The sequence below is a fragment of the Ruegeria profundi genome (assembly GCF_020171505.1).
Taxonomy (GTDB): Bacteria; Pseudomonadota; Alphaproteobacteria; order Rhodobacterales; family Rhodobacteraceae; genus Ruegeria; species Ruegeria profundi.
Map to the genome: position 1 here is coordinate 725698 of NZ_JAIUZS010000003.1, position 20587 is coordinate 746284.

Here is a 20587-nt window from a genome sequence, read left to right on the forward strand (position 1 = left end):
AATGCCCGACCTGTTGATCGAACTGTTTTCCGAGGAAATCCCCGCCCGCATGCAGACCCGTGCCGGCGAGGATCTGAAAAAGCGGATCACCGATGGTTTGGTCGAGGCTGGATTGACCTATGCCGGGGCTGCCGCGATGACGACGCCGCGCCGCCTGACTTTGGCGGTTGAGGGGCTGCTGGCAGAAAGCCCCACCACCCGCGAAGAACGCAAAGGCCCCAAGGTTGGCGCACCCGACAAGGCCATCGAAGGGTTCTTGCGCGGCGCAGGTGTGACACGCGATCAACTGGAAGAGCGTGATACACCCAAAGGTCCCGTCTATTTCGCGACCATCGAAAAACCCGGTCGTCCGGCGGCTGAGATCGTGGCCGAAGTGCTTGACGCGACCATTCGCAACTTCCCTTGGCCCAAGTCGATGCGCTGGGGCAGTGGCCCGCTGCGCTGGGTACGACCGCTGCAGGCAATTCTCTGTATCCTGTCTGATGAGGCGGGCGCGCAGGTCGTGCCGCTTGAGGTCGAAGGGATCAAAGCGGGTGATATCACCGCAGGTCACCGTTTCATGGCGCCTGACCGTTTTGTTGTGACCTCGTTTGACGACTACGCCGCCAAGCTGAAGCGCGCCTTTGTGGTGCTGAACCCCGCCGACCGGGCCGAGCACATTTGGAACGACGCGCAGAACATGGCTTTTGCTGCCGGTCTGGAAGTGGTGGAGGATAAAGGTCTGCTGGCCGAGGTCGCGGGTCTGGTCGAATGGCCCGTTGTACTGATGGGGCAGATCGACGACGAATTTCTTGAGCTACCGCCCGAGGTGTTGCAGACCTCGATGAAAGAGCACCAGAAATTCTTTTCGGTCCGCAATCCGAAGACCGGCCGGATTGAGCAGTTCATCACCGTCGCCAACCGCGAAACCGCTGACAATGGGGCGACCATTCTTGCGGGGAACCAAAAGGTTTTGTCGGCGCGTCTGGCCGATGCAAAATTCTTCTGGGAAAACGACCTGCGCGTCGCCAAATCGGATATCACCCAATGGACCCGCGCGCTGGAGAATGTGACCTTCCACAACAAGCTGGGCACACAGGCCGAACGGATCGACCGGCTCGCTGCTCTGGCCCGCGAACTGGCCCCGGTGACAGGCGCGGACGCGGATCAGGCCGAGAAAGCCGCGCGACTGGCCAAGGCTGATCTGAGTTCCGAGATGGTCTATGAATTCCCCGAACTTCAGGGGCTTATGGGCCGTTATTACATCGAGGCTGCGGGTAAAGATGCTGTCGTGGCCGCCGTGGCGCAGGAGCATTACTCGCCGCTGGGGCCGTCCGACGACGTGCCGACCGCACCGCTGTCAGTCACCGTGGCACTTGCCGACAAGCTGGACACGCTGACCGGCTTCTGGGCGATTGATGAAAAGCCAACTGGTTCCAAAGATCCGTTTGCCCTGCGTCGTGCGGCGCTGGGTGTTATTCGCCTGATCCTTGATAATGACCTCCGTCTACGACTGGATCGTTTCTTTGATAGCCAGTTGGTCCGCGCAGAAAGCGCTATCAACGATGCACTGCCGGAAGCAAATGTTGAGCACCTGTTGGAGGAAATTGCAGATCACGGCGTTTTTGGCGCTGCCTTCCATACCGTCAAAGAAAAGCTTGATGATTCCCCAGCGGCTGCCTTTCTTGAGCTTGAGAAAAAGGTCCCGGATGCATCTGATGACTTGCTCTCTTTCTTCCACGACCGTCTCAAAACGTTCCTCCGCGACGAGGGCATTCGCCACGACATTATCGATGCCTGCATCGCGATGGAGGGGAACGACGACCTAAACCTGCTGGTCAAACGCGCCCGCGCGCTGAACGCGGTGATTGCGACCGAGGATGGGGAAAACCTCGTGCAGGGGTTCAAGCGCGCCAACAATATCCTGACGCAGGCCGAGGAAAAGGACGGGGTCGAATACTCCTATGGCGCGGATGTGAAATTTGCTGAGACTGACAGTGAAAAAGCGCTGTTTGCCGCCTTGGAACAGGCGCAAGGCGAAATCGAGTCCGCCCTGAAGGCCGAAGATTTCCCCAAGGCGATGGCGACGATGGCTGCGCTGCGCGGTCCGGTCGATGCGTTCTTTAACGAGGTTCAGGTAAACACCGACAACGATATCCTCCGCCGCAACCGCCTGAACCTGCTCAGCCAAATCCGTCAGGTATGTTCCAGCGTGGCGGACCTCAGCAAGATCGAGGGTTGATCCAGAACGCCCTTGCGCCAATGGAGCAAGGGCTTATGCTGCAGTTTAACTAAAAGGTGCTGCAGTGCAGAATAATCCGCATACCACTCTTATCACGACCGAAGCGCCCGTATCCGCTAGCACACATGGCGGACGGGCGAAATGTCTGCAACGTTTGGTTAGGCTGGATTTACCGGTGCCGCGGACTGTCGCGCTGTCCTTTGACGCCGTACGTCGAATTGCAGAAGGTCATGTACCCGACGTCACGGCAATTCTCGATCAGTTCGATGAAACGACACTGCTGTGTGTCCGACCAAGTTCCGAAGATCCCGATTGGGGCGGGCCGGGCGCGATCCTGAATATCGGCATGAATGACGCGCGCTATTCAGAGCTGTCCAAGACGATAGGGTCCGAAGCTGCCGCTGCACTATATCTGCGCTTTGTACAAAGCTATGCAGTTCATGTTGCCCGACTGGATGCTGACGTTTTTGATGACATTGACGCAGATGGCCGCGAGGGGCTGCGCATGTCCCTGCGTGCCTATGAGGATGAAACCGACGAAACCTTTCCTTTGGATCGCGGAGAGCAGCTGATCGCTGTTCTGCGGTCTATGGCACGCGCATGGGGCGGCACATCTGCCCGATTGCTGCGTCAGGCCAAAGGGGCACCAGCGGATGCAGGTTTGGGGCTTGTCATTCAAGAGATGATTCCCGGCGTCGGAAACGGAGAATGCGGTTCGGGTGTATTGCAACTTGTTGATCCAACGACCGGAATGCTGCAGGTAAACGGCCGGTACCTGAGCCAGAGTCAGGGCCGTGATGCGTTGGGGGCTGATGTCGCAGCGTTTTACTTGGCCAAGGACCCGCGCGGGAAGTCATTGGAAGAGGTTGCGCCCGAGGCGTTTGCGGAACTCAAGGCCTACGCAGCCTTAATGCGCGCCAAGCTGCGCGAGGAAATGCAGGTAGAATTTGTAATCCAGAACGGAGAGGTACATATCCTCGATGGTGTGCGCGTACAACGCAGCGCGCGGGCCGCGATGCGAATTGCCGTTCGATTGGCTGAAGATGGGATCATTCCACCGCAAGAGGCGGTTATGCGGATCGATCCGCACTCACTGAACGAAATGCTGCACCGGCAGGTCCACCCCGAGGCGCGCAGGGACGTTTTGACAACGGGTATTGCCGCCAGTCCGGGTGCTGCGACGGGCAAGCTTGTCTTCACTGCTGCCGAAGCCCAGGCCAGTGCCGCGCGGGGCGAACCTTGTGTTCTTGTGCGTCGGGAGACGTCGCCCGAGGATGTGCGTGGAATGCATGCCGCAGTGGCGGTTCTGACTGAAAAAGGTGGCATGACCAGCCATGCAGCCGTGATCGGACGCGGTTTGGGGCTGCCTTGCATCGTTGGCGCGTCCGAGATGCGGTTCCAAACCAGAAAGAACTTGCTGACTGCACCGGATGGGCGTGTCTTTACAACAGGTGATACGCTGACGATTGACGGAACTTCGGGGCAGGTCCTTGCTGGGCAACCAGCCATGTTAGAGGCTGCGCTTGATGATTGTTTTCAGACACTTATGGGGTGGGCCGACAAAGAGCGCGACATCGATATCCGGGCCAATGCCGATACTCCGGCTGATGCGCAGACAGCGCGGAACTTTATGGCGCAGGGGATCGGTCTTTGCAGAACCGAGCATATGTTTTTTGATCCCGGTCGTCTGATCGTAATGCGGGAAATGATCTTCGCGCAGACCTCGTCCGGGCGGGCTGCGGTGCTGGAGCGGCTCTTGCCGATGCAGCGAGAGGATTTCGTGCAACTGTTCCGGATTATGGAAGGCCAGCCGGTCTGTATCCGACTGTTTGACCCTCCGCTTCACGAGTTCCTGCCGACCACACGCAGCGGTCAACGTGAATTGGCCGAGGCATTGGACCTGCCCGTGTCCGACGTCGAGCGGCGCGTTGCAGAGATGAGTGAATATAACCCTATGTTGGGTCTGCGCGGTGTGCGCCTTGGCGTGACAGTGCCCGAAATCTACGACATGCAGGCCCGCGCGATCTTTGAAGCCACGCTTGAGGCCAGCAAGGACGGCGCGCCCGTCGTGCCTGAGGTGATGATTCCGCTAGTGTCGGCCAAGCGCGAAGTCGAATTGGTCAAATCCCGCATCGACTCGGTCGCGGCAGCGGTCGAGAGCGAGCAAGGTCAGGAGTTCGAGTATCGCCTTGGCGTCATGGTCGAAACGCCGCGCGCCTGTTTGCGGGCGAATGAAATTGCACCGCAGGTTGCATTTCTAAGTTTCGGCACCAACGACTTGACCCAAATGACTTATGGTCTGTCACGCGACGACGCGGGGCGGTTCATGTCGGCATATGTCCGCCAGGGCGTTTTTGTCGAAGACCCGTTCCATGTGCTTGACTCGGACGGGGTAGGGGAATTGCTGAAACTCGGCGCTGAGCGTGGACGGCAGGCCCAGCCGAATGTTACGCTGTCTGTATGTGGTGAACACGGCGGAAACCCCGAATCAATCGCTGTTTGCCGCGAACTGGGGTTTGACTATGTGTCATGTTCGCCGTTCAGGGTGCCTGTCGCTCGGCTGGCTTCCGCTCAACTGGCGATTTCGTCCAGACTTGGGGGTTGACAGGGTGGTGAAGCCCTAGAAATAGTGGTGTTCACGTAACCTCGTGATGGAATTATTTTTCCTCACGGGCGATTTTTCACTTGCTTTTTGCTCGGAACTGGACGTCTGCGCCAGACTGCGCTAAATGGCACGTCGCGCCCGCCGGGGGAGGGTACGGCGCGATATGTGCCTGTGCGAGGTTATCTGATGCTACGCTACATACTGGCTGCTGCCACGATGGCAGCAACCATGCTGCCGAGTGTGTCTTTCGCTGAACGCGAAGCCACCGATACTGCCAAGCGCGAGCTTGTTTCCCGGACCGAAGTGCCCGGACAAAACACGCGCGACTACTTTAAACTGTTCAAGCCGCGCAAGCAGCTTGAGACCACGAAAATATCCTATTCCAAGGCGTGGCTGGACCAACAGCCCAAGGCCACTGGGGACAAACATTTCAAATGCCTGGCGGAAGCGCTGTACTTTGAAGCGCGCGGCGAAAGCGTGCGCGGACAGTTCGCCGTGGCCGAGGTGATCCTAAACCGCGTGGAAAGTGGCCGTTTTCCCGATTCTGTCTGCGGAGTGATCAAGCAGGGAACAGGCAAGAAATACCAATGCCAGTTCACATATACCTGTGATGGCCGCAAGGAAGTGATCCGCGAAAAGAAAGCGTATGAGCGCGTGGCCAAGGTTGCGCGTGCGGCAATCGACGGCATCGCCAAAGAGCTCACCGAAGGGGCCACCCACTACCATACGACCGCAGTACGCCCGTCATGGGCGCGTGTATACAAGGAAACAGCGCGGATCGGTGTGCATATTTTCTACCGGCACAACTATCGAACTGCCAGCAACTGATTGATGCGCGCCGAGTGCTGACGATTTATTGCCAACTGGACCAGTCCAGCAAGCAGCTTGCGGCTGCGTAGGTGTCTTGACGTTCAACCGCCTGACGACGCCGCATTCGAAGACTGGAATGGCGCTTGCTGCGATGCTATACGCCCGCGCATCTCGTAGTGTGGGTCTGTAAGCCCACCAAGTCCGAAAAGGTCCGTCGCATGAGTTCTGAAATCCGTCTTGCCTTTGCGCACCCGTCTGAGCGGTCCGAAGCGACTGCGGCGCGTGGTCCGCTGGACCGCATTTCGCTTCGCGATCATATCGTCGAGGTTGAGATCGGCGCCTTTCAGGCGGAACGCGGCACGACACAGCGGATCTGCTTTAATATCGTGGTCGAGGTGCGCCCGCTGACGGACCCGATTGATGATGATGTGGACCGCATACTGTCTTATGACCGTGTGACCGAAGCGATTGCGCATGAATTGGCTGCTGAACGGCTCAACTTGCTGGAGACACTGGCTGAGCGTGTGGCCGAACGCATTTTACTTGAGCCGCAGGCTGTACGGTCCTTTGTTCGCATCGAAAAGTTGGACCGCGGTCCGGGGGCATTAGGTGTCGAGATCGTCCGCGGCAAAGACACTTTGCACCATGACGTGATCGAGGAAGAGCGCCCTCATCCGCGCCTTGTGTTCTTATCGAACGAAGCGATCGCGTCTGCCAACCTGACCGGATGGATTGACCAGTTGGAAAACCGCCAACGTCCGTTGATCCTGTGCGTCGGTGCATCTGACCTTGAGGTGCCGCAAACCGGACATGCGATGACGCAGCGCCGGATTGATCTGTTGGCGATCGAACAAAACGCGTGGGTTCTGGCCGCGCGGGACCACCGTTGCGTGGTGGTATCCACTCGGACTGAGCTGGATTGGGCGATGAAAAACGGCCAGATCTGCGTTTGGGCGCCGTCCAAGATTGTCCTCGACGCCGTTGATGGTCCGTCCGCCGCTCCGTCAGACGCTGTTGCGTTGGCGGCATGGTTCGCTGCTACATTCGAGGCGAGCGAGATGATGGTTATCGGCAGTGCATTGCCGAACGCACCCAAAACACCACTGCGCGCCATACCGCTGGATCAGGCGGAATTGTGACTGCTTACTACAGACCCCTTGTGCAACACGGGTCGACCCGCCCGACCGGCGCGGTTTCCCTAGCGGGGCAGCCGCTTTGGTTCACGCATGCCGAAAAACTATCCCGAACCGAAACCCCGGTGATTGTCACTGCGGAGGATGTTCCTCACGAAGCGTTGGATCTGTTGACCCGACCACGTGCCGACATTGCAGGGCTGGCAATGAATCAGCCGCAGATCATGGGTATCCTCAATTCGACGCCCGACAGTTTTTCGGACGGTGGGCTGCATAACTCTGTCGAAGCAGCTTTGTCGGCCGCGGAACAAATGGAGGCACATGGCGCGACCATTCTGGATATCGGTGGCGAATCGACACGACCCGGCGCTTCGTTCGTACCCGAGGGTGAGGAAATCGCGCGCACCCAACCTGTGATCGAAGCCATTCGTGCAAACACAACCGCACTTATCTCCATCGATACGCGCAAGGCTAATGTTGCGCGGGCAGCATGGGATACGGGCGCAGGGCTGATCAACGACGTGTCCGGATTTACCTTTGACCCACAGCTTGCGCCGTTTTGCGCCGAGGTCGACGCGCCCGTTTGTGTGATGCACATGCAGGGTGATCCATCCTCGATGCAGGACGACCCTCAGTATGATGACGTGTTGTTGGATGTTTATGATTTTCTTGCAGGACAAGTCGCCAAGCTAGAGCAGTTGGGGTTAACCCGCGACAGGATCGTGGTTGATCCGGGTATCGGGTTTGGCAAGACATTGGATCACAATTTAACTCTTCTGCGAAATCTTAGCCTGTTTCATGGGTTGGGCTGCCCAGTCCTGCTGGGTGTGTCGCGCAAGGGCTTCATTGGGCAAATCGGGCAAGAGCCCCGAAAAGACGCCCGTGGCCCGGGATCAATCGCCGTGGCATTGTCCGGTATATCGCAAGGCGCGCAAATCGTGCGGGTTCATGACGTGGTTGAGACCGCTCAGGCCTTGCGTCTATGGGCTGCCGTCCGGTAATCCCTGTGCAGGCAAGAAATGAACGGAGTAACACGATGCGCAAGCTGTTCGGAACCGATGGGGTGCGGGGCACCGCGAATACCCATCCGATTACGGCCGAGATGGCTTTGCGTATTGGGGCAGCCGTAGGACGTTATTTCCGCCGGGATCAATCCAGCGAGCACCGTGTTGTGATAGGGAAGGATACGCGTTTATCGGGCTATATGCTGGAAAATGCGTTGACGGCGGGGTTGACCTCGACCGGTATGAACGTGCTGCTGCTGGGTCCAGTGCCTACGCCGGCTGTGGGGCTGATGACCCGGTCGATGCGGGCTGATCTTGGTGTCATGATCTCGGCCAGCCACAACCCGGCTGAGGATAACGGCATCAAGTTTTTTGGCCCAGATGGGTACAAGCTTTCTGACCAGGCAGAGTTGGAGATTGAGCGCCTGATCGAAACCGGTGTGAAACCAGCCCAAGCGCAAAACATTGGCCGTGCACGACGGGTGGACGACGCGCGGTTCCGGTATGGCGAGCGGGTGAAATCCTCTTTGTCCCGCGATGTCCGTCTGGACGGGTTGAAGGTGGTGATCGATTGCGCCAATGGTGCCGCGCACCGTACCGCGCCCGAGGTTTTGTGGGAGCTGGGGGCCGAGGTCATTCCGGTCGGCGTGGTGCCGAATGGTAAGAACATCAATTTGAATTGTGGTTCTACGAACCCGCAACTCGCGGCAGAGACGGTTGTGGCACACGGCGCGGATGTGGGCATTTGCCTGGACGGCGATGCCGACCGCGTTGTGATGATCGATGAAAACGGGCAGGTGGCTGACGGGGATCAACTTATGGCGCTGCTCGCCACCAGTTGGGCAGCGGCAGATCGTTTGGAAGGCGGGGCGTTGGTTGCGACGGTCATGTCGAATCTTGGGCTGGAGCGTCACCTTGCGGCGCACGGGTTGCGGCTGGAACGAACGATTGTTGGCGACAGATATGTCGTTGAAAGGATGCGCGAAGGCGGGTTCAACCTGGGTGGTGAACAATCAGGTCACATCGTCATGAGCGATTATGCCACGACTGGTGATGGCCTTATGGCTGGCCTGCACTTCTTGGCCGAGATGGTGCATACGGGTCGCAAAGCCTCGGAACTGGCAATTCAATTCGAAACCGTTCCGCAACTGCTGAAAAACGTGCGTTATCAAGACGGACAAACCCCGCTGGAGGCAACCAGTGTCAAAGCCGCAATCGCCGATGCCGAGGCGCGCCTGAACGGGCAGGGTCGTTTGCTGATACGTAAGTCGGGGACGGAACCACTGATCCGTGTGATGGCAGAATGCGAGGACGACTCGCTGCTGACGCAGGTCGTTGATGGAATCGTCGCCGAGGTTGAAGCCGTCGCTGGTTAGCGCCCAATCAACATCTTGCGCAGACTGAACCACTGGCTGATGGCCAGCCCGGTCAGGATCATGGCCAGTGCGATGAAGAACCGCAGCGGCAAAGCCTCGGACAGGATCCACGCGCCGAAGACCATGGACCAAATGGGCACTTGGTAGTTGACCAAGGTCAGAAACACGGACCCCGCGCTTCGTATGATGGACACGCGCAAGAGGGTCGCAAAAGCTGTCGGTACAAGACCCAGCGCAATGATCGCAAGGCCAGGGCGCGTGCCTTCCCAACGCGGGAGACCTTCGGTCACCAGCATGATCGGAAGCAAGAGCGTCGCGCCCACAACCAGTGACAGCGCCGCCAGAACCACGGGATCAATCGGCGGGCAGCGCCGCGTGAATATCGACGCGAAGGAGTAACACAGCGCCGCGCCGATACAGGCCAATTGCGCCAACGGCTCTGTGCCTTGACCAATTTGCGCCAGACCCGGGCCGATCAACACCAGCGCACCGCAGAAGCCAAGCGAGACGCCGACGAACCGCCGGAGGTTCAGGGGTTCGTCGGAAAAGAAATGCGCCAATGGCAGAACCATCAAAGGGATCGCTGCCATCGACAGGCCAGCAAAAGCCGAGGCCACGTATTGCTGACCCCAGCTCAGCAGTAAAAAGGGCAGTGCGGTCGACAGCACGCCGATGATTGCAATGTACCTCCAAAGCTGTGCTTGGCCGGTTGGTATTGTACGCCCGGTCAGCACCATCATCGCAAGCAGAGTCAATGCGCCCAAGGTCGTACGCGCGGTGGCAACGGTAACCGGCCCGTACCCTTCAAGCGCCATGGTAACGACCATGAAAGTGCCGCCCCAGATAAGGCCAAGGGCGATGACACCACCCCAGTCGCGCGATGTGGGTTGATCAACCATATGTGTGCTGACTTCGTTATTCTTCGCCTTGGTGAACACGTAAACCGAACATTCACAAGACGTTGCTGAGTATTATTGACAAAAAAGGCGGCCGGTAGGGCCGCCCTGATGCAAGGCTTTATGTGCCTTAGTTCTTTTCCTGATCCACCAGTTTACCAGCGGAAATCCACGGCATCATAGCGCGCAGTTTCCGGCCAACTTCTTCGATCTGGTGCTCGTCGTTCAGACGACGGGTGCCTTTGAAGAAAGGTTGACCAACTTGGTTTTCCTGCATGAAGTCACGCACGAATTTGCCGGTTTGGATGTCGGTCAAGATGGCCTTCATCTCTTTCTTGGTCTGCTCATAGGGCAGAACGCGCGGACCCGAAACATACTCGCCGTATTCAGCGGTGTTCGAGATCGAGTAGTTCATGTTCGCGATGCCGCCTTCGTAGATCAGATCGACGATCAGCTTTACCTCGTGCAGACACTCGAAATAGGCCATCTCAGGCGCATAGCCGGCCTCGACCAGAGTTTCAAAGCCGCAGCGAATCAACTCGACCAAGCCACCGCACAGAACGGCCTGTTCGCCGAAAAGATCGGTTTCACACTCTTCGCGGAAGTTGGTCTCGATGATGCCCGAACGGCCGCCGCCGATGGCGGAGCAGTACGACAGACCGATTTCCAGTGCTTTGCCGGTCGCGTCAGTATTGACGGCTACGAGGCAGGGGACGCCGCCGCCTTTGACATATTCACCGCGTACGGTGTGGCCTGGGCCTTTGGGGGCCATCATGATGACGTCGACGCCTTCTTTCGGCTCAATCAGGCCAAAGTGGACGTTCAGGCCGTGCGCGAACGCGATGGCTGCACCGGATTTGATGTTGTCATGCACGTATTTCTTGTAGGTCTCTGCCTGCAGTTCGTCGGGCATGGTGAACATGATGACATCGCACCAGGCTGCGGCTTCGGCGATGCCCATGACCTGCAGGCCTTCTGCTTCGGCTTTCTTGGCAGAGGCAGAGCCTTCGCGCAGCGCGACGACCAGGTTCTTTGCACCCGAGTCACGCAGGTTCAGCGCGTGGGCGTGACCTTGCGAGCCATAGCCCAGGATAGCCACCTTCTTGTCTTTGATCAGGTTAATGTCGCAATCGCGATCATAGTAGACGCGCATGTTTCCGGTCCTTTCTGTTACGGTTGCTGTGCTTGTAGTAGGGCGTGGGTCCGTTGACGAGTGCTTTACAATCGACTTTTTGCGAATTAGGGGAAAAGTTATTCGCAAAAAGGTGGGTTAACGTAATTATCATGCTAGATGACATGGATCGACGTATCCTGCGCCACATTCAAGCCGAGCCGACGCTGTCTATGGCTGAGTTGGCCGAGCGGTGCGGCGTGAGCCAGGGTATCTGCTGGCGACGGGTTGAAAAGATGCAGGCCGCAGGCGTCATCCAGGGTCAACACGTAGTGATAGATTGGACCGCGTTGGGCTATGCGGTTGAGGTTTCGCTGCGCATAACGTTGGACAAAACGCAGCCTCGGGCTTTTGACGAATTTACAGCTGCCGCCCGTATGGTTTCAGAAGTGATTGAAATACAAACATTTCTGGGGCGCGTCGATGTACGCCTGTCGGTTCTTGCGCGCGATATGACCCACTATCAGCAACTCTACCGCGACCGTATCCTGACCCTGCCGCATATCGCTGATATCGAGGCGTTGATGCACATCGCGCGGGTCAAGCGCAACGAGGTTTTGCCGGTATGATCGAGCTTGATGAAACCGACCGCCAAATCCTGCGCGTGCTGGTTCAGGACGCCACGCAAAGCGCTGGGGCGCTGGGGCGCAAACTTGGCCTGTCTCAACCCGCAACTTGGCGGCGCATCCGCAGGTTAGAGACGGCAGGGGTCATCAAAGGGCGTCGCTTGCGCTTGAATGCCGAAGCCTTGGGGTTCGGCGTGACCGTATTTCTGGGGGTAAAGCTGGCCCGCAAAGGGCAAGTCAGTCTTGAGGATTTTGAGCGAGCTGTCAGTGCCATCCCCGAGGTGCAAACGGTTGAGCACGTTTTGGGTCTTTATGACTATCGCCTAAGGGTCGTCGCGCGAGACCTTTCCGATTTCGAACGGGTATTGCGGCGGCGCATCATGACTTTGCCGGGGGCGGGGGATGTTGAGGCCAACGTTTTGCTCAGCGAAGAGCGGCTGCCCGGCCCAATTGGCTAAAACGCGTTAGTATTTGGTGCGGATGCAAAAACCGGGGTGATGAGTTTCGCGCGCGAATGTCATTGGAACACCATCTTTCCAGATTGTCCGCTCCATCTGTATCATCGAAGTGCCCGTTGTGGTGCCCATGAACTCAGCCAGCCGGCCATCCGCGGATATCGCGCAAAATGAAATCTCGGCTTCGGTGAAAGGCGCAACATTCAGCAACCATTCGTGCGGACCTTGAGAGGTCAGATCGGCATGCTCAACATCGGGGACCGTTTCGATATTGATCCAGCGTTCTTCCAGTTGAAAAGGACGGTTGTCCGCATAGTGCATGCAGATCACGTGTAACACACGCGCGTCGGGCGAAACGCAAAGCTGAGAGGCCAACCAGCCGGGGCTGGGCACAACGCTGCGCTCGACAAGCGCATATCGATAAATAGAGTTCTGCTTTTCTACAGCCTGACGAGCCAATGAGAATTCGACTTTCGCATGCTTGCTGGGTTCCTTTTTGACACGCGTGCCGCTTTTGCGTTTACGCTCAACAATTCCCTGATCGGCAAGCTCTCGAAGGGCTCGGTTCACGGTCGCACGTGCGCAATTGAATTCTTCGGCCAATTGCGTTTCCGTGGGCAGCAAAGATCCCTGTGGCCAAATCCGGCTTTCAATACGCCGTTTAACTTCGTCTCTTACAAACTGAAAACTGGTCCGCTTATGAGCAGTCACGGGCAACAATACCTTTCTTCTACAAAGTGTATGTATCTGTTCAGAAACACCTCTGGGTGTAAAGGGGTGGTGACACTATTTGGCGTCAAGTCACCGTGTGATTTGTGCTTTCGAAGGTTAATTTTCTATTGCGACGGGCGGTTCCGTTACGTCAATTGCCGCCGGGGTGTCGGGGCTTTACCATCGGTAAAAAAGGCTCCAGAAATCCTGTTACGCAGTTTGAAAGGACACAGCATGCCCGCACTATTGGAAGAAATTGATCCGAACGGTCTTGAAGAATTCTCGGTTGTTTTCACAGACCGGTCGTTGAACCATATGTCGGCCCGGTTCCAGACCGTCATGCGAGACATTTCAGAGATGCTGCGTGATGTATACAAGGCGGATGGCGTGGCTGTGGTTCCGGGCGGCGGGACATTTGGGATGGAGGCTGTGGCCCGGCAGTTTGCGCGCAACGCGAATGTTCTTGTCGTTCGCAACGGGTGGTTTTCCTATCGTTGGAGTCAGATCATCGAGTCCGCGACGCTGACTGCATCTGCGACGGTTCTTAAGGCTCGGCAGACCGGGAACTCTAGCCCGTCACCTTTTGCACCTGCCCCGATTGACGAAGTGGTTTCAACAATTCGTGAAAAGCGGCCGGATGTGGTTTTCGCACCGCATGTCGAGACATCTGCGGGCCTTATTCTACCGGATGAATATGTAACGGCCATGGCCGCAGCGGCGCATGAGGTCGGTGCCCTCATGGTTCTGGATTGCATCGCCTCAGGCTGCGCGTGGGTCGATATGAAATCCACCGGAGTCGATGTGCTGATCTCGGCCCCCCAGAAGGGGTGGAGCGCATCGCCCTGTGCCGGGCTGGTCATGTTGTCTGAACGGGCCGAGGCAAGACTGGATGAAACGACCTCGGACAGCTTTGCCGTTGATCTAAAGAAATGGCGGCAGATCATGCAGGCCTATGAAAGCGGAGGGCACGCTTATCACGCCACAATGCCAACCGATGCGTTACAGGCGTTCCGTGATACGATGGTCGAAACCCGTGACTACGGCTTTGAAAAGTTGCGCGATGCGCAGTGGGCGCTTGGGAATGGCGTTCGGGCTTTGCTGAAAGAGAAGGGCGTTGTTTCGGTTGCGGCTGACGGTTTCGGGGCGCCGGGCGTCGTGGTCAGCTACACCTCGGACCCCGAGGTTCAGAACGGCAAGAAATTTGCCGCCCTTGGCATGCAGATCGCGGCAGGCGTACCGTTGCAATGTGATGAGCCTGATGATTTCAGCACATTCCGCCTTGGCTTGTTCGGCTTGGACAAACTCTACGACGTCGACGGTACGATAGCGCGGCTCAAGCGTGTTCTGGATCAGGTTCTGTGATCTAGGACCTCAGCGTATGCCAAGGCCCATCTGCATCAGTGTTTTGCGCACAGGCGGTAGCGAATAAAGCGCATTCAGCCCCATAGCCCGTGCATCACGCAGCGGACGCGCCTCCATCATTGAGGCGCGGTTCAGTAAATCGATACCCTTGACGCGCACTTCAATCTCGGTGTGGCGGGCCTTGTGATAGGCGTCCAACATTTGCACTTCTCCCAGGCCTTCAGGCCGGGCCTGGGCAAGGTCCAGAAGGCTGCGTAAGTCGCCCAATGACATGTTCAGACCCTGAGCGCCGATTGGCGGCACGACATGGGCGGCTTCGGCCATCAGGGCGATCCGTTCGCCGGACAGCCGTTCTGCCGATTGGCTGATGATCGGCCAGATCGTCCGGCGCGACGCCAGTTTTAGCGGCCCCAACACCCCACATGAGCGTTCGGTCATCAACGCCTCGAATTCTTCAGGGTCGGTGTTCAGCAGTTCCACGGCCCGTGGACCACGTTCCATCCAGACAATCGCAGACGACGGCTGACCCTGCCAATCGGGCAAGGGAACCAAAGTAAACGGCCCGCCCGAGCGATGAATCTCGGTCGAGATATTCTGGTGGGGGTTGGGATGTGTCACCGCGAAGGCCAATGCCTTTTGACCGTAGCGCGTAGTATGGACGTTGATCCCTGCCGCCTCACGCATGGGTGAGGCACGCCCGTCTGCAGCTACGACCAGCTTGCAGCGAATGCGACTGCCATCGCTGAGGCTTACCCGCGCCTCAGCAGTGCGGGTAAATAGGCCGTTGGTGCCGGTGCCGGGCCGAAAATCGACGTTGGGCAAGTCGGCCAATCGCGCCACCATCTCGCGCCGCAGCAGCCAGTTGGGCAGGTTCCAGCCAAACGGCTGGTCCGAGATATCAGAGGCGTTGAAGTCCCTTATGATGCGGGGTTCTGGCACGTCACCGCCTGCATCGACTATCCGCATGATTTGCAAGGGCGCTGCGTGGTCAGCCAGACGTGGCCACAGCCCGCATTGTTCCAGCAATCCCCGTGCCGGTTGCAGAAAAGCCGTGGTGCGCAGGTCTGACCCGTCCACATCTCGCTCGGTCACTGGCGGGGCAGGGTCGACGCACACAACGTCGAAACCAGCAGTCCCAAACGCCGCCGCAGCGGTCAGTCCGGCGATTCCTCCGCCGGAAATCAGGATGTCACAGCTGTCTTTCATGGCCTTGGTCTCCGAGTGGTTGAGAAGAACCTAGTTCGGTTCCAAGGCCGGTGCCAAGTGACATCCTGTCCCGTCTGTCAGCCGCGTGACACCAGGATGAGAAGAAGGAAAATCAGCGGCACCATCATCACAGCCGGGATGTAAAGGCCAGGCAGACCAAAGATCAGGGTCGAACACCCCCACATGCTGACAAGCGCAGCGGCGGTATAGCCCCAATCCTCGGGCTTGCCATACGCAGCATCACGGGCAATCCAACCAAACAGTGGGATTGAAAATAGAATTAGCTGCCAAATGGGCAGGCGCCGAGGCATCTCGATCGCGCTCATGGTTTCTCCGATTCTGTTCGTCGCTGATGGGCATATATGGATGATATTGCACCTGCAGAACGTGCAGATCGTCGCAGTGTGACAGCCTATCGCAGACGGGCCAAAAACGCAGTTAAATCATCGGTGTGATGGTGGATGTGGTCGGCCTCATGAGGCTCGGGCGCGACGTGTACAGTGCGCATTCCCATCGCGTACGGAGCAGCCAGATTCCGGGGGTCATCCTCGAACATGGCCGCTTGTTCTGTATCGATTCCATCCTGGGTAAATATCGCCTCGAACGCGGCTTTTTCGGGCTTCGGGCGATAGCCTGCATGCTCGACGCCGTAGATTGCATCGAACAGCCCGGCAAGACCACGCGCCTCAAGCACCCGTTCGGCGTAGGGCGCGCTGCCATTGGTGTAAACAATGCGGCGGCCGGGCAGGGACCGGATATGGTCGGCCAGTTCGGCGTCGGGGTCAAGGTGGCTCATATCCACCTGATGAACCGCGTGCAGATAGGGGTCAGGGTCCAGATCATGCTCGGCCATCAGACCAGCCAGCGTTGTGCCGTATTGCCGCCAATAGTACGAGCGCAGACGGTCCGCCTCGGCCCTCTCAACGCCGATGGCTTGCGCGACGTAATCCGTCATCAGTACCTCGATCTGGTCGAACAGGCGCATATGCGGCGGATACAGTGTATTGTCGAGGTCGAACACCCATTGGGTGACGTGAGAAAAAGCAGGCTTGACCATGGTTTGGGTTTAGGGCGCTGCGACACGGTTTTCAATGCCACACTTGATCCGAAGGGCAAGTGACGGATAGACATGTCCGAACGAGGAGACGAACCACCCCATGCCCCAAGCCAGACAACCGTCCAAAGACGCCTACCGTCTTATTCTCGAAGCGATAGACGTTGGCGTTTACAAACCCGGCGACCGTCTGGTCGAAAGCGAGCTTGCGGAACGGTTCGGAGTCTCACGCACCCCCATTCGCGAAGCGTTGCAGCGGCTTGAGACGCAATCGCTGCTGGAACGGGACGGCCGGTCGCTGATTGTGGCCTCGCTTGACCACAACCAGATGGCTGAGCTGTATGTCGTAAGGCGCGAGTTAGAGGGGCTGGCCGCAAAGCTGGCGGCCAAGCATGCCACCGAAGAAGAGATCAGGGTGTTGCAGGATATGGTGGCCGCCGATGACGAGCTTGTCGGCGACCCGTCGGCTTTGTCGCGCGCCAACAGGCGCTTTCACGAGCAGATACACCTCGCCTCGCACAACCGTTATCTGGTTCAGCAGCTTGACCTCGTGCATCGCACAATGGCGCTTATGGCCACGACATCCCTGGCCGTGCAGGGGCGCGGTGAAATCGCGCAGAGCGAACACAAAGGCATTGTCGAAGCCATCGCTGCACGCAATGAACAAGCCGCCGAACGTGCGCTGAAAGACCATATATCGGTCGCTTTCATGACCCGCTTGAAACAGGATGCAGTTCTGCGCGAGACCTAATCACTGAGGCAGCATGTCTTCCTCAATGGCTTGGCCATGTTGCGTTTTGTCCCAGAAAAATGGGTTCAGTACCAACTCCCAAAGGGCTTTGTATGCGGCCAAAACTCCCAATGGGAAGTAAAGCGGCATTGTTGGCACCCATGGCAGCAAGAACCGTCTTTCCCGGGCCGATACAGCAATGAAACCAACGGCCGCGTTGGTGATCTCGGCGATCAGGAACAGGGCCACCAATGCAGCCAGCATGGATCGTGAGAGGATCGGGTCCAAGGGGCTGGGCAAGCCAAAACTCGTCAGCCAAAAAAGCCAGAGAACCGGGGCCAGCAGGAACTGTCCAACGGTCCCAAGAAAAAAAGCCTGTACACCCAGAAACCTTAGGATACCGAGATCCCTGAGCAATTTCAGGGGAGAGCGCATATGAACAAGGTACGTCACCATGAAGCCTTTAAGCCAACGCGAGCGTTGCTTTACCCACGGCCAGGCGCGAAAGTTTGCCTCTTCATAAGTTGCGGTATCGACAATCTCGGTACGATAGCCTGCGCGTGACAGGCGCACACCCAGATCGGCATCCTCGGTGACATTGTGGGCATCCCAACCACCGAGCTCCAACAGCTTGTCGCGCCTAAAAAAGAATGTTGTTCCACCCAGTGGCACCACAAGCCCTAACCGGGCGATGCCCTGCAGCACGACCCGAAACCAGCCGTTGTATTCAATGGTAAAGCAGCGCGACCGCCAGTTGGTACGTGGATTGTAGTAGTCAAGAACACCCTGCAGGCAGACGACATTTTCGTCCGCTTGTGCGAAGTGTCGGGCGACGCGTTCGATCTGGTCTGGCTGCGGTGCATCTTCGGCATCCCAGACCCCCAAGATGTCGCCGCGACAGAAGTCCAGGGCAAAGTTCATGGCACGAGGTTTGGTGGTCAGCCCGTTCAGTTCAGGCACTTCGACGCTCCTGATCCAACTGGGCAGATCGACACCGGCAAGAGTGGCGCGTGTCACATCGTCAGATTCTTCCAGCACCAGAATTACATCCAGCAGTGCCTTGGGGTACGTGAGTCTTTGCAAACGTCGAATGAGCGCGCCGGCGATCTCGCGCTCTTTGTAGAGCGGGACCATGATGGACACACGCGGCAACACCCGTGGCGGCCCTGACGAGACCGGGTTGGCACGGCGGATTGCTGCCTGCCACAAGAACCCCAACAGACCAAGAAGGCGAAAACACGCAAACAAGATCAAACTGAACACCGCAGCCGCAACCAATATGGCCAGTCCGACCATCGGAAACGCCGCAAAGGACAGCAAAATCCCTGACAATACCGCAGCAGACCCAACGCGTGATTTGGGGGTCCATGAGCGGCAACTCTGGTCCGGATCAACGCGGGTTTCGGCTGCCTTGGCCAATGTCTCAGAGAATAATTGAGCAATAGCTTTGTCGATCTGATCGGGGGCGACAAGCACGGGCATGACGGTAAACCCCGCATCCTGCAAGCCGCCGCGTACGTCAGGAAACAAGTCAGCCCGCGCCGTGGCAACCAGCAAGATGGGACCGATACGTTGCCAGGGAATGACGTTATGGGTCAGCCAGAACTCAACTGGTTTTATCTTGCACAGCTCGGGCGAAGGCGGAGAGCTGTCGAAATCGGCAATTTGAAGACCGGTTTGATCTGATAAGGCATTGAGCACATCCTGACGGTCGACCCAGCCTTCCGACACAAGTATTTCGCCCAACTGGGATCTTTGCCAAGATTGCATGAACAACGCTTCGTCAAGCTGGGATTGAGTGATCAAGCCGCGGTCGACAAGACAAGCCCCTAACGGCTTACGGATCCGCGCGGGTATCGGCGCAGCCTGCGCGAAATGATGTAGATTTAGTTCGACCATAAAGAAACAACCCTGACGCGAAGCTTGCGCGGCAGGGTTGTTCAACTTGGGTTAACAGCAGGTTAACCATAACCAATCTGGCTGTTAAGCCCGCGATTTTCTTTCCGACATCGCCTCGGCAAAGCGTTCGAACAGGTAAAAACTGTCCTGCGGTCCCGGCGAGGCTTCGGGGTGATGCTGCACGGAATAGACGGGGCGACCGGTCATGCGAATGCCGCAGTTCGACCCGTCGAACAACGAGCGATGCGTTTCCACAACACCGTCCGGCAGCGATTGTGCGTCCACCGCAAAACCGTGGTTCATCGAGGTGATTTCAACCTTTCCGGTTTCCATGTCTTTCACAGGATGGTTGGCACCGTGGTGACCGTGGTTCATCTTGACCGTTTGACCGCCAAGCGCCAGCGCCAGCATCTGATGGCCAAGGCAGATGCCGAAAACCGGCAGGTCAGTGGTATCCAAAACCTCTTTGATCATCGGGACAGCATATTCACCGGTGGCCGCCGGATCACCGGGGCCGTTGGACAGGAAAACACCGTCAGGATTGTGCGCCAGTACTTCGGAGGCCGTCGCTGTGGCTGGCAGCACGGTCACGTCACACCCTGCCGAGGCCAGACACCGCAGGATGTTTCGCTTTGCGCCGTAGTCGATGGCAACGACCTTGTGCGCGGGTGCTTCCTGCCGGGTATAGCCGTCGGGCCACGCCCACCGCATTTCATCCCAGCGATAGCTTTGTGCGCAAGTGACCTCTTTGGCCAGATCCATGCCTTCGAGCCCGGAAAATGCGCGCGCCGCTGCGACCAATGCTTCAATGTCGAAATTACCCTCGGGGTCATGGGCCAGGGCGACATGCGGCGCGCCTTGCTGGCGGATAGCGCGGGTCAGACGCCGGGTGTCGATCCCACCTATGGCGATGCGACCGCGACGGGCAAGCCACGCCTTCAATTCTTCGGCAGACCGCCAATTCGACGGCTCAGTCGGGTCCCATTTCACGACCATCCCGGCGGCAACGGGATCACCGGTTTCGTCGTCTTCGGGATTTACACCGACATTGCCGATATGAGGAAAAGTAAACGTCACGACTTGCCCCGCATAAGACGGATCGGTCATGATCTCCTGATACCCGGTCATTGCGGTGTTGAAGCACAACTCAGCCACGGTCTGACCGGTTGCGCCGAAGCCCATCCCGTAGAACACTGTTCCGTCGGCCAAGGCCAGACATGCGGTGGGCTTGGTCGGTGCATTCTGGGCCATCGGGCGACTCTCCTTTTAGGTAAACCGGCGCATACCTAAGGGCGTTATGGCGCTGGGTCAAGCCTGTTCAAATTTTCGGCTATTGAGTGAAATCAATGGGTTAGATTTATTCGTCCCCTGTTGTGTCGCGCTTTTTG

The 20587-nt window shown here is 57.8% G+C and carries 18 protein-coding genes; 10 read left to right on the plus strand and 8 right to left on the minus strand.

Translation table 11 applies throughout. From position 1 onward, the window contains the following. Position 1 precedes the first annotated feature (1 nt). From glyS to glmM, 6 genes are all read left to right on the plus strand, one after another. Positions 2 to 2221, plus strand: a complete 2220-nt coding sequence (gene glyS, locus LCM21_RS09510; protein ID WP_224890381.1) for a glycine--tRNA ligase subunit beta — start codon at positions 2 to 4, stop codon at positions 2219 to 2221. Positions 2222 to 2285: 64 nt separating this feature from the next. Continuing rightward, on the plus strand, positions 2286 to 4826 hold the full coding sequence (locus tag LCM21_RS09515) for a putative PEP-binding protein (RefSeq protein ID WP_224890382.1): 2541 nt from the start codon (positions 2286 to 2288) through the stop codon (positions 4824 to 4826). Between the two features lie 186 nt (positions 4827 to 5012). Then, a complete protein-coding gene (locus LCM21_RS09520; RefSeq protein WP_224890383.1) occupies positions 5013 to 5654 on the plus strand; it encodes a cell wall hydrolase in 642 nt (213 codons plus the stop codon). A gap of 200 nt (positions 5655 to 5854) precedes the next feature. Then, on the plus strand, positions 5855 to 6775 hold the full coding sequence (locus LCM21_RS09525) for a dihydroneopterin aldolase (protein WP_224890384.1): 921 nt from the start codon (positions 5855 to 5857) through the stop codon (positions 6773 to 6775). Beyond that, complete coding sequence (gene folP, locus LCM21_RS09530; RefSeq protein WP_224890385.1) at positions 6772 to 7770, plus strand: dihydropteroate synthase; 999 nt, start codon at positions 6772 to 6774, stop codon at positions 7768 to 7770. The genes LCM21_RS09525 and folP overlap by 4 nt, the downstream gene beginning before the upstream one ends. A gap of 35 nt (positions 7771 to 7805) precedes the next feature. Beyond that, positions 7806 to 9149, plus strand: coding sequence for a phosphoglucosamine mutase (glmM, locus tag LCM21_RS09535; RefSeq protein ID WP_224890386.1), 1344 nt, complete (start codon positions 7806 to 7808; stop codon positions 9147 to 9149). Here glmM and LCM21_RS09540 read toward each other — a convergent pair. Beyond that, entirely contained in the window at positions 9146 to 10048 is a 903-nt protein-coding gene (locus LCM21_RS09540) for a DMT family transporter (RefSeq protein ID WP_224890387.1), read from the minus strand. The genes glmM and LCM21_RS09540 overlap by 4 nt on opposite strands. A 127-nt stretch (positions 10049 to 10175) precedes the next feature. Continuing rightward, a complete protein-coding gene (ilvC, locus tag LCM21_RS09545; RefSeq protein WP_224890388.1) occupies positions 10176 to 11198 on the minus strand; it encodes a ketol-acid reductoisomerase in 1023 nt (340 codons plus the stop codon). Positions 11199 to 11329: 131 nt separating this feature from the next. Between ilvC and LCM21_RS09550 the strand changes: the two genes are divergently transcribed. Both LCM21_RS09550 and LCM21_RS09555 read left to right on the plus strand, forming a co-directional pair. After that, complete coding sequence (locus tag LCM21_RS09550) at positions 11330 to 11785, plus strand: Lrp/AsnC family transcriptional regulator (RefSeq protein WP_224890389.1); 456 nt, start codon at positions 11330 to 11332, stop codon at positions 11783 to 11785. Next, complete coding sequence (locus tag LCM21_RS09555) at positions 11782 to 12240, plus strand: Lrp/AsnC family transcriptional regulator (RefSeq protein WP_224890390.1); 459 nt, start codon at positions 11782 to 11784, stop codon at positions 12238 to 12240. Before LCM21_RS09550 ends, LCM21_RS09555 begins: the two co-directional genes overlap by 4 nt. A 6-nt stretch (positions 12241 to 12246) precedes the next feature. Here LCM21_RS09555 and LCM21_RS09560 read toward each other — a convergent pair whose 3' ends face one another. Next, complete coding sequence (locus tag LCM21_RS09560) at positions 12247 to 12948, minus strand: GntR family transcriptional regulator (RefSeq protein WP_224890391.1); 702 nt, start codon at positions 12946 to 12948, stop codon at positions 12247 to 12249. A 234-nt stretch (positions 12949 to 13182) separates the two neighbouring features. On the opposite strand from LCM21_RS09560, the gene LCM21_RS09565 reads away from it, so the two are divergent. Next, positions 13183 to 14310 (plus strand): aminotransferase class V-fold PLP-dependent enzyme, encoded by a 1128-nt coding sequence (locus tag LCM21_RS09565; RefSeq protein ID WP_224890392.1) that lies wholly within the window; start codon positions 13183 to 13185, stop codon positions 14308 to 14310. 9 nt (positions 14311 to 14319) lie between these two features. On the opposite strand, the gene LCM21_RS09570 is transcribed toward LCM21_RS09565, so the two are convergent. From LCM21_RS09570 to LCM21_RS09580, 3 genes are all read right to left on the minus strand, one after another. Beyond that, positions 14320 to 15516 (minus strand): UbiH/UbiF family hydroxylase, encoded by a 1197-nt coding sequence (locus LCM21_RS09570; protein WP_224890393.1) that lies wholly within the window; start codon positions 15514 to 15516, stop codon positions 14320 to 14322. Between the two features lie 77 nt (positions 15517 to 15593). After that, positions 15594 to 15842: a hypothetical protein gene (locus tag LCM21_RS09575; protein ID WP_224890394.1), complete on the minus strand. Its 249-nt coding sequence runs from the start codon at positions 15840 to 15842 to the stop codon at positions 15594 to 15596. Positions 15843 to 15928: 86 nt separating this feature from the next. After that, a complete protein-coding gene (locus tag LCM21_RS09580; RefSeq protein WP_224890395.1) occupies positions 15929 to 16573 on the minus strand; it encodes a pyrimidine 5'-nucleotidase in 645 nt (214 codons plus the stop codon). 100 nt (positions 16574 to 16673) lie between these two features. Here LCM21_RS09580 and LCM21_RS09585 point away from each other — a divergent pair, with 100 nt between their 5' ends. Further along, the gene (locus LCM21_RS09585; protein WP_224890396.1) at positions 16674 to 17321 is read left to right on the plus strand and encodes a GntR family transcriptional regulator; all 648 of its coding nucleotides are present in this window, start codon (positions 16674 to 16676) and stop codon (positions 17319 to 17321) included. Here LCM21_RS09585 and LCM21_RS09590 read toward each other — a convergent pair whose 3' ends face one another. Both LCM21_RS09590 and carA read right to left on the minus strand, forming a co-directional pair. Continuing rightward, complete coding sequence (locus LCM21_RS09590; protein WP_319003909.1) at positions 17322 to 19046, minus strand: glycosyltransferase; 1725 nt, start codon at positions 19044 to 19046, stop codon at positions 17322 to 17324. A 237-nt stretch (positions 19047 to 19283) separates the two neighbouring features. Continuing rightward, positions 19284 to 20450: a glutamine-hydrolyzing carbamoyl-phosphate synthase small subunit gene (gene carA / locus LCM21_RS09595; RefSeq protein ID WP_224890398.1), complete on the minus strand. Its 1167-nt coding sequence runs from the start codon at positions 20448 to 20450 to the stop codon at positions 19284 to 19286. Positions 20451 to 20587: the final 137 nt, after the last annotated feature.